This is a genomic window from Candidatus Manganitrophaceae bacterium, from assembly GCA_012960925.1.
Classification (GTDB): Bacteria; Nitrospirota; Nitrospiria; order SBBL01; family JAADHI01; genus DUAG01.
This window is the reverse complement of record DUAG01000002.1, coordinates 103,316-116,467: the sequence shown is the minus strand read 5'-3', so window position 1 is coordinate 116,467 and position 13,152 is coordinate 103,316. Positions and strand designations below refer to the sequence as shown.

Here is a 13,152-nt window from a genome sequence, read left to right as displayed (position 1 = left end):
CAGTCATCCATCTACACTTGATCCCACTCCTCCTGAGATTCCGCATAGTGGAGCATTTTTTTAACATAAGGGAGAAAACCATAGGCGGGAAAGGCCAGGAAAAAGGTCAGCAAAAAGTACGGGGCATAGCCCATATTTTGGGCGCCGAAACCGCCCGCCCATCCGGCCAATGAACGGCTGAGGGCAAACACAGAGGAAAGCAGCGCGTATTCTGTCGCGGAATGCTTCTTATTCACGATCGCCATCAAGAAGGCTAGAAAAGCAGCCGTTCCCAGGCCCCCGGTAAATGATTCGACGGCGCTGGCAGAGTAGATCAAGGCCTTGTGCTCCAAGGAGATGATCGTCCCGGCCTCAACGACGGGAAGCACATATGCCGCCATTGCATATCCCAGGTTGGAAACCGCCTGAAATAATCCAAGTGTCCATAAGGCTTTAAAAATACTGGTTCGGTCCGTGATCCACCCCCCCGCAACGCCGCCGGCAATAGAGAGGATCAGGCCGATGTTCACTGAAACAAGACCGATCTCCGTGGCACTGAATCCGACATCGACCCAGAACGGTTTTACCATGAAGCCCATGGAGCTGTCTGCAAGTTTGAAGGTCAATATAAAGACGATCACCGGGATAATATAGGGCCGTTGAAGCATCGCCATCAGGGTTCCGAACATCGGTCCCTCCGCCACTTTGGACAAATTGTTCCCATTGCCGGAGGAGAGCGCCTTTGAGCCAAGGCCGATGCTTGCCCCCATCACGAGTGCGGCAACCCCCAGAGAAATCGGCCAGAAAGAAGGGGTCGTGTCCGACCAGTGGGTCGCGTTATTGATCAGCCACAATGTTCCCAGAAAAAACAGGACCACAATGCCAAAGGTGCGAGGGCGGTGAATGAGCCTCCTCAACTCCCCGAGCAGGGAGGGACCTTCCTTGTGCGCATAGGCCTTCTCCTTGGGGGCATTCAGGCAGAAAAACCCCGACAGACACAAGATACCCGCAGCGGCCATGTAGGCCCCCGACCAACCGGCATAGTCACTGAGAATCAGAACAAAACCGGAGGCGAGCATGCCCACACGGTAAAATCCGATCCGGAGTCCATTGGCCAGGCCCAACTCTTTTTTGTCCAGAAGTTCGATGGTATATCCATCAATGGCAATATCATTGGTTGCAGACAGTAGGGTAAAACAACCCACAGCAATCCAGGCCCAGGGACCAAAACCGAGTTTCAAGGAAAAAAAGAGAATCACAACACCCATCAGGATGTCGGAGATAAACATCCACCGCCTGTGATGACGGTAGTGGTCGATCGCAGGTGCCCAGAGAAACTTCAGGGTCCAAGCCAGACCCAGTAGACTCATGAAACCGATCTTCCAGAGTTCAACCCCCTGCTGCCTGAAATGGACCGGAAACAGGTCATAGAAAACACCGAGAGGAAATCCCTCTGCGAAATAAAGAATCCCGATCCAGAACATTTTTGACTTGAGAAGTTTCTGTCCTTTTTTCAAAATAAGACCTTCTGAATCGGTAAAATAGACTGGAAGGATTAAGACTGGTTATACACCCTATTGATTAAGAGAGGCAAGGAGACCCAAGATATGCCATTGAACGAACAAAGAATCTCTTTGTAGAGCTTTCGGTACGGGTCCGGCCAGGCGGTGAAAAAAGCGAAAAACGACCCTATTTCTCTGTCAGGCAACTAGAAAGAATATTTATAGCCCAGGCCGAAGGTTCTGGGCTTTCCCGGGCGGTCGCCAAAGGGGCGCCGCGACAGGAGATCGCTTTTATCCAGGGCGTTGTCGATCTTCAGGTACAAGGCATGATCGGCCTCGAAATCCCAGCGTCCGCCCAATCCACGACGGTATAGGCCTTCAGGGTGGACCCGGCCAGCAATACATACATCACCGGGCCGCCCTGCTCCAACAGCTGGTACAGAAACATTTGGGTCCTTACACACGTTCTAAATATTCTTGCATCTTCTTTAAGAAAACGCTACATCGACAGTTCAATCCCCACATAGCCGAATAGCGGCATTCCGGGACGCGGTCCGTGCGGTTGACGCGACACAATGTATTCCTCGTCGAAGAGGTTTTGTACACCGCCGAAGAGCTTCACTTCTTCGCTGATGCGGTAAAAGCCCGTCAAATCAGCCACAAAGTAGCTGTCCGTTTTTCCAAAACGGGCATCTGGATCGCCGTCACCGTTGACTTGGAGACTGCTGTTATCGGCGCTGGAGAAGGTCTCATCCACGTAGGTTCCCGAAATAAAGCCCCCCCATCGCTCTGTTTCCACACCCGTTCCGACGCTGATCACCCATTCCGGTACATAGGTCACCTTGTTGCCTTTTTTCCCAAAGCTGAAGATCGACTCGGCGTCAGTCGATCTCGCGTCATTCTGCTGTTCCGCATTTGTATAGGTCAAGGTCAAGTACCAGGGATTGCGGACTTTCCACCGATTCGCGATCCCTGGGTCAATCTGCGACGAAAATTCAAGCCCGTAGCTATCGACTTCGCCAAAATTTTCATCGTCGCCGCTGCCCGTCCCGCCGACATTATCCGTGACAACCAGATCTTTAAACTGGGTATAAAAAAGCACCGCTTCGACGGCGAGCGCTTGTCTGCGGTTCCTGTATCGCGCACCTGTTTCAAAAGCAAGGCTGGTTTCTTCATCGAGACCGCTTCGCGTCCCTCTAGGACTGGGTGGTGAAAAACCGCGATGCACGCCGCCGAACGTGGTCCATGCCTCATTCACACGATAGGAGACGCCCAGACCTCCGCCCACCATATCAAGGCTGTTTTCGCCATCTCTTCCCTTCGTCCCGCCCGCACCTTGCAATGTGCCTTTCGGATCTTCCGAAGTTTGGTCCAAACGCTCGTAGCGGATGCCCGGGATAAAGGTCCACGGGCCGGCCTCAATCGTATCCTGAAGATAAAAGGCCAGTGCGTCCGTTTCTTGAAGGCGGTCTCCGGCGTCACCTGGCGTGCCTGGCGTGAGACCGGAAATCGTGCCGTTAGCGGATTGCGCATACAGGTCGTTCCACTGAAAACGCCGCACTTCATCCATATGATAACGGATGCCAAAGGAAACTTCGTGCCACACCTCTGATCCAAAACGATAGTAAGTGACGGTCTCAGCGCCTTTTGCTTTATACGAACGATTGTTCGCGCGGACACGCAAGGTACATACCCCCGCACCCTTGAGACAGGCAAGCCCCTCACCGCCGCCACCGCCCGCCAGGGCCTCTGAAAGCGACATATTCACGGAAACGGGCAAAACGGGCAATGCCCTCAAATCATTCAGTTTGTACCAATTGCGGTCGAATGTATTGTAATAAAGTGTCGTGATGATATCCAGATCATCCGTCGGACTAACCGCATAACGCAGGGAAGTGCGCTTCTGCATGGCATCCATATTATCGAAGCGCGAAGCGGCGTAACGCCGAGTGGGGTTTGCGTTGAAGTCGGCTTCGCTCAAACCAAGATAGGTTTCATTCGCATCCAGTTTGGTCTGACCATATTTCAACTCCAAATGCTGATAGATCGCGGTCTTCGGTTCCCAGGATACCTTGATCATGGGTTCGGTCTTTGTAAAGCCGGTATCGTCGCTGTCACGAAAATCGGGAGTCCTGTCGATCCGCTTGAACCCATCGTTCTTTCGCGTATAGCCTTCCAGCAGAAATCCGAACCGCCCGACCTTCGTGTCAATGGTGTTTCCGACATAGGCGTGGGTGCGCAACTCGTTAAAACTGCCGTACATTGACTTGAGATAAACCGTTTTCTTGTTGGGAATCGGCGTGGAAAGGTAGTTGATCACCCCACCTGTAATATGCGGGCCGTACTTGATTTGGCTCGAACCCTTTAGAACTTCTAAACCGCTCATTCGTCCCACCGTCGGCGAATAATAGGCCGATGGCGCAGAATAAGGCGCGGGGGCCATCAAAATACCGTCTTCCATAATCGTGACCTTGGCGCTGCGGCTCGTATCGACCCCTCTTAAACTGATATTGGGAAAAAGCCCGAAACCATCCTCTTCCCGCACATAAACCCCGGGGACCTTGCGAAGTACGCGGTTGATATCGTCATAAGCTTGTTTTCGGATTTCTTCTTTCACAACGACATGGGCAGAACCGGGCATTCCCTCGGCTTCGCTTGGATTGCCGATCACCAATATCTTATCAAGTATCTTTGTCTCTAAATCGTCCGTCCCCTCGGCGGGAAAAGCCATCCTCACCCCCCCCCGTTGTACGAAGGATGTCATCAAAATAATTAACACAGCCAGTATCCATCTTTTTTGCATCTTCCAGAACCTCCCATATGATTGATTGTTGTGGTTTCCAGTGTGAAAACTGTTGTTTTGGGCGCTGGTTCGCAAGGAATCTCTGGCCGCTTTGGTAAACTATCTTTATTTCATCGGCCGGATATTTTTCCCGGAACAAGAACCACAGCTTCCATAAAGTTCCAGCCGATCGATGAACCTTGGTCTTTCATGTATCGATAGAGCTCTTCGGCGGTAATGTGCCGTTCAACCTCCATGAAGGCCTTCAAAATGGCACTCCGCTCCTTTTTATACATGAACCATTGCAAGTCCCTAACCGGAAGTTACTGACCTTAACCAAAACAAGCAATAACCATGAGACTCATTTTCAATATCATGTATATTACTAAACTCCATGCAATATTGTCAACATATTCTTTAGTTCTTTTTAGGAATTCTATCGGAATGGAAACCATCTTTTGGGAATAATGGGCAGGACTCGCCTTCAGGACAAGAGAAGTTTTATGTTGTCGTTTTGCGACTTGTCATTCCGGCTCTAAGTCCGGCATGACATCAATTGATTTTAATGGAGGCCTTGAACCCTTCACCTTATCGTCGAGGGTTGTTCACTTGGATGGGATCTCGGTCTGCAGAAAGGCCAGCCATTGGGTCGCGGAGCGATGGGTATCGGGTGAGGCCTTGGCCTTCTTAAAAGAGGTGATGGCCCTTTTTGGATCTCCAAGTGCGTTGCTGGCGATACCCAGGAGAAGATGGGCACGGCCGGGATCATCCATCTTGCCTTTTTCAAGTCCTGCCTCCAGCGCCTGAACCGCTTCTTCCCAGCGCTCCAATTCGACCAGGAGCGTTCCCCTTCGAACATCCAGTTTCCCGTCACCGGACAACTTCGCAGCCCACTGTAAGGCCCTGACGGCACGATCCAGTTCTTTGGCCTGGAACCAGGCATTCGACAGTTTTTCCCAGTTCTTCTTTGTAGACTGAATAGATCCTTCCTTGATCCCCTTTTCCAGCAAAATCCCGGCCTTATGGGGGACCTCTTGATACTGGTAGAGACTGGCAAGCAGGACAAGGTCTTTCTCTTCAAGAAAACCTTTCATGTAGGCCAATTCAAGGATGGCCAAGCCCTTTGCATCTTCCTTAAGCGTCAGATAAAGGTTGGACAATTGGCTCCAGTAGACCGATTTGTCCGGGAACTTGAGGATGATCGTCTCCAGAAGCCGGGCCGACTCCCGATACTCCATCAACTCATAATGCAGGCTCAGGAGCGACTGGTACCATGCCTCTTTTGGCGTCGGAGAAAGGATGATCGCCTCCCTCAGGTGAGGGATGGCACGGGTAAAACGATTGAGGGGAATATACGCGCCCGCCGCAAGGGCATGCGCCTCCGGCGTCGGGTTCGGCGTCTCAAGCAACCAGCGTTCTATGGCCTCCGCTCCCGGTTCATAGCGTTCTACTGAGATATAGAGCTGGGCAAGATCGTAGAGGATACGGAGCGCGGGACCTTCAGGAAGGGCATCCAGGGCGAGAGCCGCCTCAAAAGAGGGGATGGCCTTGGAAAAATCATCCATACCAATATAGGCATATCCATAGGTCTGATGAACGACAGAGGCCTCATAGGGTTTCCCTTCAAGCTTCGACAATAGAGTATCAAGCGCCTGAAGGGCTTCTGCAACCTGCCTGTCTTCAATGAGGCGGTGAACCTCAATAAGACGCTCGTAGGTTCGTTGACTGAGAACCGCCTTTTTCTCTGCATTGGCGTCCAGGGGCGCTGCAATCCCACATCCGAAAAGTACCAGGACCATGAGGAGAAATATAACTTTTTTCATGCAACCTGTCCCCTTGGGTCTTGATTATTTCTGTAGACTGAATCGAATATTCTGCATGGCACGACGCTGTACCGGCTTTCCTTCAATAAACTTTGGCCTGAATTTCCACCTTCGTATGGCTTGGAGTGCGGCGCGGTTAAATACGGAGGGCGGGACAGCCTGGACGACGGTGGGATCAATGACGGAACCCTCGCTCGTGATGGTAAATTCCACCGTCACCACCCCTTCGATCTTTGAACGGATCGCGCGCCGGGGGTAGCGTGGCGGAACCCTCACCATGGGGATGACATCCGTTTCTATGATACCCAGACCGATATTTGGGGCCACGGATAGCCCGACATCACCAGGACCTTCCACGACCGGGAGAGGATCTGGAACAAACTGACCCAGATAAGGTCCACCCCTCAAACGCATTGCCGACCGGATCGGACGCAATGGGGGCTGGATCTGTTCCACTTCCGGCTTCGTGAGCACCATTCTCTTCATCCGCTCAGGGGGTGGAGTCGCCTTGGCGAGAGAAGGTCGTTCGGGCACGGTCCGCGACTTGGACTTCGGACTTTCCACCTGGCGCTTCATACGGATAAAATCTATCCCTCGAAAGTTTTCATCCCGGACAATCCGCTGTCCATCCGCCGCAACCATATTATGCATCAGAAGAAACAGGAGAAAGTTGGTGACAAGGGCGACAACAACAAGAGGAATAAATCTCATCTCCGACGCTCCTGTGTTGCAATGGAAACATTGGACACACCCGCCAGTCGGGCCTGATCGATCACGCGGACCAGCAGCCCTGTTTTAGAGCCCTCATCGGCGAGGACAATCACCGCCCCCTCGGGATGCTCCACACGCATGCGTTCAACATTCGCACGGACGGTTTCGATCCCGATCCGCCGCTTGTCCATCCAGACCTCCCCGTTCTCGGAGATCGCGATCATGATGTTTCCCTCCGACTTGCGCTCAGCGGAATGCGCCGAGGGCCGGCTGACCTCTATCCCCGCCTCCTTCACAAACGAGGTGGTCACAATGAAAAAGATCAACAGGATGAAGACCATGTCGATCAAAGGGGTCAGGTTGATGTCTGCCGCCGCGCCCTGAGTTCTTGTATGCCGTCTTCGCATTCTGCTACGCTTTTACTTTTCTCTTAATGTTGGGTTAACAGTTCTGCTACCCTCTCTGTTTCAGATGCCGCCCGACGCCTGAGATCCGCACTGAAAAAAAGTCCGGAAAGAGCAGTCACAAGCCCTGCCATTGTTGTAACCAGGGCCTCAGAGATCCCCCCCGCCATCCCGCGAAGATTGCCTGTCCCAAAGCGGGTCATCACATCAAAGGTCTGGATCATTCCGGTCACCGTCCCCAACAAGCCAAGAAGAGGGAGCACTGCGCACAGGGTCTTAATCAGGAAGAGCGATTGCTGAAGCGTCGAGGCGGATTCGGAAATCAAGGCTTCCCGAATCCGATTTGCAGTCCAGGATGTCGTTTCTTTTCGCTTGCGCCATCCGAAGACGATCCCGTCGAGACCTTTGCGATGTGTGACACAGATGAACCAATACCGTTCTAAAATTAATATCCAGAGCAGGATCGACAATACAAACATACCCACAAGAACAGGGCCGCCCATTTCAAGGAAGAACCAGATCTTTCCCAGGGATTCACGCAAGGCTGTCACTATGATGCCTCTCTGAAAGCCTTGCTACCATCCCCGCGCTTTGCTCATCAAGGATCTGGACCAGGCGGTTGCTTTTTCCATGAAGAAGGCTGTGCAGCAAAACGATCGGTATCGCGACAACCAAACCCAATTCCGTCGTCACAAGAGCCTGAGAAATTCCGCCCGACATCAGCTTTGGATCCCCGGCACCAAACAGCGTAATCGATTGGAAGGTTTCAATCATGCCGGTCACGGTGCCAAGCAAGCCCAGGAGAGGCGCGACCGCCGCAAGGATAGCGATTGTGGTCAGTCCCCGTTCAAGATTTGGAATCTCCTTCAGTGTCGCCTCATCCAATCGATGCTCCAGTGTCTCGACATCCTGGTCCGGGTCCTCCGTATAAACACGCATGATCCTCCCCAAGGCATTGTTCAGCCCCGGAAGATCCTCTGTTAATTGCTTCACAATCCTCTTTCCGACGACGGTCAGGTAGGCAAAGCGCTCACAGACCAACAAGAACGCAATCCCGCCGATGGCAATGATAAAATAACCAATGACCCCACCCTGTTGAACACGCTCCAGGGTATCGGGCGACTGAACAAGGAGAGAAAGGAGTGCTCCCCGGGAGGGGTCGATCGCCATCGGGACAACCCCATCCCTGGCCTCCTCAAGCGCCCATGCCATCTCCTGGAACCGCTTGCTCGGTTGACGGTTCAGTTCTACCAGCTTTCTGGTTTCAGGAAGGTAATGCAGGAACTTCCCTTCGGAGACGACGTTAAAAACACCCACCCGTGTCACCCATCGCTCCCTTTCTTTGCCTTCAGGCGAAACCACTGAGGCCGAAAACCGGACCACCTTGCCCGACTCCGTCATCTCATCCTGCAAGAGAAACCAAAGCCGTTCCATCTCCTTGATCGTCGGAAGGGCTTTGCGCTTGGCCAGAAGCCCGACAAATTCACGTCGGCCGGGCCGTTGCGTGGAGACCAGGGACGAACCAAAAAGCCCCTCCGCCTCTCTCGCATGTTGCCGAACGACGCCAAATAACTCTCCCAGGAAACCCGTCTCTTTATCGAGTCGGGTTTCAAACGATGCAAGTATCTTTTCATTTTTCTCAAACTGCTTTTTGAGCCTCTGACTTCTCTCCTCTTCCAAGACAAGTCCTGCCTTGACCTCCTCCAGGAGACGGCCTTGCGCATTCCTTTCGGTCAGGAATTGTGCCTCCCGACCGGCATTCGCTTTTATCGCGTTCTCGCGCTCGTTACGAACCCGCTCGAGCAATTCATCGAGGGATGCGGGCGGGTCTGCGGCATGCCCGATGGCAGAAGAGAAGAGCAGGGTTAATATCAGCAACACGAGACTTCTTTTCATTCGGCACCCCCCGGCGCGGCGATCGGAAGCCTGATGAGGTCTGCAGGGATCTCTTTTCGCGCGATCCGGATGCCGCGCATCACGGATGAACGGTCCCCCTCCGGAAGTGCAACCCAGCGTCTCTGTCCCTGGTCCCAGTAGCCGGTTTCCTCACCGTCAAGCGTCAGATAAACCAGTGAAACCCGGCCCATGCGGAGAAAATGAACCGTTCGGCCTTTCCCATTTTCACCGAGCGTCCCCTCATAGCTTTCGATGGTTCGCCCATATTCAGTCTCGATCTGGTAGGCTTCCATTACGCGACGGTATTTCTCAGCATTTGTCACATCCGCCCGATCCATTAATTCGCGAAGTTCCACTACGCGCGCGCGACGTTCCTCTTGTAAAAAAGGACGATCCAAGGTGACAAATTGATCCAGGCTTTCGACCATCCTCAAGATCAGAGGGACTATCTCGCGGTGTGTCACCTCAATCTCCCGAAGCTGCGCCTCCAAAGAAACCTTTTCTGCTCCCTGAGACTGGAGCAAGCGCTCAAGCTGGTCATTATAGGTCTGAAGACTGTCTCCCTGGCGCAGCACTTCCCGATATTCACTCAAGAGCCGCGCCGTCTCCTCTGAAAGCCGGTCAACCTTCACCTGTGATTGTGCGGCCGCCTTGTTGACCTCTGACTGGATTTCGGTTGAACGCTCAAGAGGATTCGCATGGACAGGCGAGATAAAAATCATAAAAAGGCTCAAGGAGATGAACCCTCTGGCAAGAAAAACGCGGAAACCCAAGCACCGCAGGAATCGATCTCTCACATAAAAAGACATGGTATTTTCTCTTTCCTGGACCAACTGGAAACGCTACACATATGATTGAGTATGATATTCAGTCTCATTAAATAGGAAGTCAACTTACATCATTTATTGTATATTTGTCAAGTTCTCTCAGGCTCCTTGTAAATACCCTCGTCAAACATTATTTTAAGTTTTTTTGAAGGGAAAGATCTGATGAAGTCTGGGTTTATTTTTCCGCGGAGGGAATAAGAGATGCCGGTCAAATAAATGGCATTATCGCGAGCTGAATCGAGAATAGAGACAAGTTAAGAGATGACTTAAGGCAAATAGCTCCACAATTCAGCGCTTATTTCCTGAGAAAATAAGCCTACTTTCCATCACGGAAGGAGATTCTTTATTTCTCAAACAGGCTCTTGGGTGCGCTCAATTCTGCATGTTTTGGGCAGCAAGCTCCGGACGAGCCAAGTCGTTCTCTGTTGCCACTCGATTTTTTCCCGCGTTTTTTGCAAAGTAGAGCGCTTTATCAGACCGTTGGATAAAGTCCTCCATAGATTCGCCCGACCGGTAACATGCTGCGCCGATTGAGACCGTTAACGTTCCAAGAGGTTTTGATGTTGCAACTGATTTAAGTTTTGTTTCAGAAAAAAAAGCTCTGATACTTTCCGCAACAATCCTGGCTCCGGCGAGCGGGGTTTTTGGAAGTATCACGGTGAACTCCTCTCCGCCATAGCGTGCTAAGAAATCCGTACCCCTCACTTTCTCTTTAATCTTTCTCCCAACAAATCTCAGGACTTCATCTCCGGTAATGTGTCCATAGGTATCGTTAAATCTCTTAAAGTGGTCTATATCGAAGAGTAATAAGCATAAATCATGTTCATTTTTGCAGCCTCGTTTGTGCAAATCATCAGTGTTTCGTCGAAGGCTTTTCGGTTGGCCAATCCCGTTAGAAAATCCACAGCCGCCTCGGCCTTTGAATGGTCTAATTCATCCTGAAGGGTCTTTAGTGCTTCCTTTGATTCCTTTAACTTGGTCTGTAATTTTTTTCCATAGGTCCCGATGGATTTTGATTCGACGATGATTTTGCTGACAACAGTCTTTATCTCTTCGACGGATGCGCCATCCGACAATTGTTGGACAGACTTTGAAATGGAGGACTCGTACTTTTCCGATTGTCCGGACAGTGTTGCGACCTCTGAGAGAACGGAGACTAAGACTTGCTGTATATCTTCCTGAAAATTCCTGAGTTCAGTCTCGCCCTTTTCGGAGCAAAAACGCTGATAAAGCACTGCGTTTCTTTCCTGTGGAAACTTTTCTCCCTTCTTGAGAATCGCGTCAATGGTTTCGCGTACCTCGCCATTGCCGGAAACATATTCATACCATACCGCATAATTCCGAGGCGTGACGGGAACACCATTCTCAGACATCAGAGGCAGTGCAAGGCGAGCATAGGCGTAGCATTCCTCTACGGACCCTTCTTTTTTCATACTTTCACTTTTTGTAAAATCATTAATGATCCTTGCTTAGGAAGCTCTGATTAAGTCTGTGTTGAGTTTTTCAGGAGATAAAATGTTTCTATTCAAGGCGCAAATCGCAGAGGATGGTTCTCGCGAAGCCATAGCCCGCTATTTAGAAGAACCACACCCCAGAAGGGTGGATTCTTCGACCCGAAATGAAGAAATACTCTTTATCCTTATTCACTCGCTAACATAGTGCGCTCGCTGTGCGTGTTCAAGATCTGCAACGCAGAAGCGGGACATTTTTGCCCTGAAGAAACAATTCATGACTTATTCAGAGCTTCCCTTACTTCCCTGAGATCTGCAAAACCTTGTCCTTGTTGCCCATCTTTCCCAGACTCACGGGCTTACCCAGAAGAAAGCCCTGAACCATGGAGATGTCCATCTCTTTCACGGCTTTCAACTCCTTCTCCGTTTCAACCCCTTCGGCAATAATCTCCTCCCGTGTGTAGTTTCGGATCGCGACCAATAAATCTTTTAAAAAAGATCTAAACTTTTCGGAGTGTACGCTTTGCAGCATGGTCGATCGATCTATTTTTATATAGTCCGGCGTAAACTGAGCAATGAAAGGCAAGGAGATAAAACCAGCCCCAAAGTCATCAATGGCAAACTTATAACCCAAGGCACGCCATTTTCGTGCAATTTCGAGGCTGAATTCGACATCATAAATGGCCTCGCTCTCCGAGATCTCCAGGATGACTTCCATCCCCGGAGGTTTTGGGGTCGGTTCAAGGTGGCTGAGCATATCAAACTCAACATTGACAAACACTTTTTTCAATCCAACCTCTTCAGCCTGCTTGAGCTGTTTCAAGAAGCAGAGACACTTCAACTCTCTCAGTTTTCCGATGGCATGATATTTTTTGAATATCTCTTGTATGCTCTGCTTGCCCCTGGGGTCACGGCCCAGGGCTTCATGACCCAGAATCTCGTTTGTTTTCGTATTCACAATGGGTTGGAAAACAACATCAATTGCATCCTCATTAAGTTCATACTCTTCCTCCCCGATGTGGATCTTATCCCCTCCCTTTTTGGCAATATAGAGGGCCCGATCCGCAAGGCAGATGAGTTCATCTTCATTCGTTACATGTTCAGGGTGAATAGCCACCCCGATGCTAATATCCAGATTCAAGTCTATCTTTTTTCCTATGTTTTGTATTCCCTTCCGGATGCGCTCAGAGGTGATCAGGATTCCCTCCCGAGTTGCATTTGCCAGGATGACCACAATTTCATCCCCTCCCCAGCGAAAAACCAAATCCGTTCCCCGGGTGGAATTCTTGAACACCCTGGCCACCTCCCTCAGGATATCATCTCCGGCTTGATGGCCCTTGGAATCATTGACCTTTTTAAAATGGTCGAGATCGCAAAGGAGAAGACCAAGGTTCGACTTGTTTCGATTCGCGCGGGCAATTTCTTCTCCGATTCGACGATTGAAATATTGGCGATTATAGAGGTCCGTGAGGGGATCACGGAAGGCCTGTTCCTGGAGGACAGCCCTGATGTTTCCAAAGGTGATCCGTGTATGGACGACGTAAGCGCAGAAGAGAACGATGAGGATGACCATTCCGATTAAGGCCCTGGTCGCCGTGCGTGTTCCGCTTGGATCCAGGGCCGCTTTCATTCAGAATGAGAACATAGGTTCCCGCAGAAACACTTCCAATTTCCAGGATGAGGGCAAAGGCCAAAATCCAGAGATGCCATTCGTGGGTCTCAATTTTGCTTAAATCCTGGCCCGTCAGTTTATTTTCCTGCTTTTGACGATTGGCAT

At 51.0% G+C, this 13,152-nt stretch carries 10 protein-coding genes; all 10 read right to left on the bottom strand.

Features of this window, described 5'->3' with window-relative positions:
• Positions 1–11: 11 nt before the first annotated feature.
• Positions 12–1,496, bottom strand: coding sequence for an MFS transporter (locus EYQ01_00550; GenBank protein ID HIE64306.1), 1,485 nt, complete (start codon positions 1,494–1,496; stop codon positions 12–14).
• A gap of 484 nt (positions 1,497–1,980) precedes the next feature.
• Positions 1,981–4,284 (bottom strand): TonB-dependent receptor, encoded by a 2,304-nt coding sequence (locus EYQ01_00545; GenBank protein HIE64305.1) that lies wholly within the window; start codon positions 4,282–4,284, stop codon positions 1,981–1,983.
• 584 nt (positions 4,285–4,868) lie between these two features.
• Complete coding sequence (locus EYQ01_00540; protein ID HIE64304.1) at positions 4,869–6,086, bottom strand: tetratricopeptide repeat protein; 1,218 nt, start codon at positions 6,084–6,086, stop codon at positions 4,869–4,871.
• 24 nt (positions 6,087–6,110) lie between these two features.
• Positions 6,111–6,797: an energy transducer TonB gene (locus EYQ01_00535; GenBank protein HIE64303.1), complete on the bottom strand. Its 687-nt coding sequence runs from the start codon at positions 6,795–6,797 to the stop codon at positions 6,111–6,113.
• Positions 6,794–7,204 carry a biopolymer transporter ExbD gene (locus EYQ01_00530; GenBank protein ID HIE64302.1) on the bottom strand — a complete coding sequence of 137 codons (411 nt, stop codon included), beginning with the start codon at positions 7,202–7,204 and terminating at the stop codon, positions 6,794–6,796. The genes EYQ01_00535 and EYQ01_00530 overlap by 4 nt, the downstream gene beginning before the upstream one ends.
• Before the next feature lie 23 nt (positions 7,205–7,227).
• Positions 7,228–7,752: a MotA/TolQ/ExbB proton channel family protein gene (locus EYQ01_00525; protein ID HIE64301.1), complete on the bottom strand. Its 525-nt coding sequence runs from the start codon at positions 7,750–7,752 to the stop codon at positions 7,228–7,230.
• Positions 7,736–9,097, bottom strand: coding sequence for a MotA/TolQ/ExbB proton channel family protein (locus tag EYQ01_00520; GenBank protein ID HIE64300.1), 1,362 nt, complete (start codon positions 9,095–9,097; stop codon positions 7,736–7,738). Before EYQ01_00520 ends, EYQ01_00525 begins: the two co-directional genes overlap by 17 nt.
• Positions 9,094–9,819 carry a DUF3450 domain-containing protein gene (locus EYQ01_00515; GenBank protein ID HIE64299.1) on the bottom strand — a complete coding sequence of 242 codons (726 nt, stop codon included), beginning with the start codon at positions 9,817–9,819 and terminating at the stop codon, positions 9,094–9,096. Before EYQ01_00515 ends, EYQ01_00520 begins: the two co-directional genes overlap by 4 nt.
• A 477-nt stretch (positions 9,820–10,296) precedes the next feature.
• Positions 10,297–10,857, bottom strand: coding sequence for a GGDEF domain-containing protein (locus EYQ01_00510; GenBank protein HIE64298.1), 561 nt, complete (start codon positions 10,855–10,857; stop codon positions 10,297–10,299).
• A gap of 816 nt (positions 10,858–11,673) precedes the next feature.
• The gene (locus tag EYQ01_00505) at positions 11,674–13,005 is read right to left on the bottom strand and encodes a sensor domain-containing diguanylate cyclase (protein ID HIE64297.1); all 1,332 of its coding nucleotides are present in this window, start codon (positions 13,003–13,005) and stop codon (positions 11,674–11,676) included.
• Positions 13,006–13,152: the final 147 nt, after the last annotated feature.

Coding starts and splice junctions, on each gene's coding strand:
- EYQ01_00545 (HIE64305.1), bottom strand. CDS start 4,284: ATGCAAAAAAGATGGATACTGGCTGTGTTAATTATTTTGATGACATCC.
- EYQ01_00540 (HIE64304.1), bottom strand. CDS start 6,086: ATGAAAAAAGTTATATTTCTCCTCATGGTCCTGGTACTTTTCGGATGT.
- EYQ01_00535 (HIE64303.1), bottom strand. CDS start 6,797: ATGAGATTTATTCCTCTTGTTGTTGTCGCCCTTGTCACCAACTTTCTC.
- EYQ01_00530 (HIE64302.1), bottom strand. CDS start 7,204: ATGCGAAGACGGCATACAAGAACTCAGGGCGCGGCGGCAGACATCAAC.
- EYQ01_00520 (HIE64300.1), bottom strand. CDS start 9,097: ATGAAAAGAAGTCTCGTGTTGCTGATATTAACCCTGCTCTTCTCTTCT.
- EYQ01_00515 (HIE64299.1), bottom strand. CDS start 9,819: ATGATTTTTATCTCGCCTGTCCATGCGAATCCTCTTGAGCGTTCAACC.
- EYQ01_00505 (HIE64297.1), bottom strand. CDS start 13,005: ATGAAAGCGGCCCTGGATCCAAGCGGAACACGCACGGCGACCAGGGCC.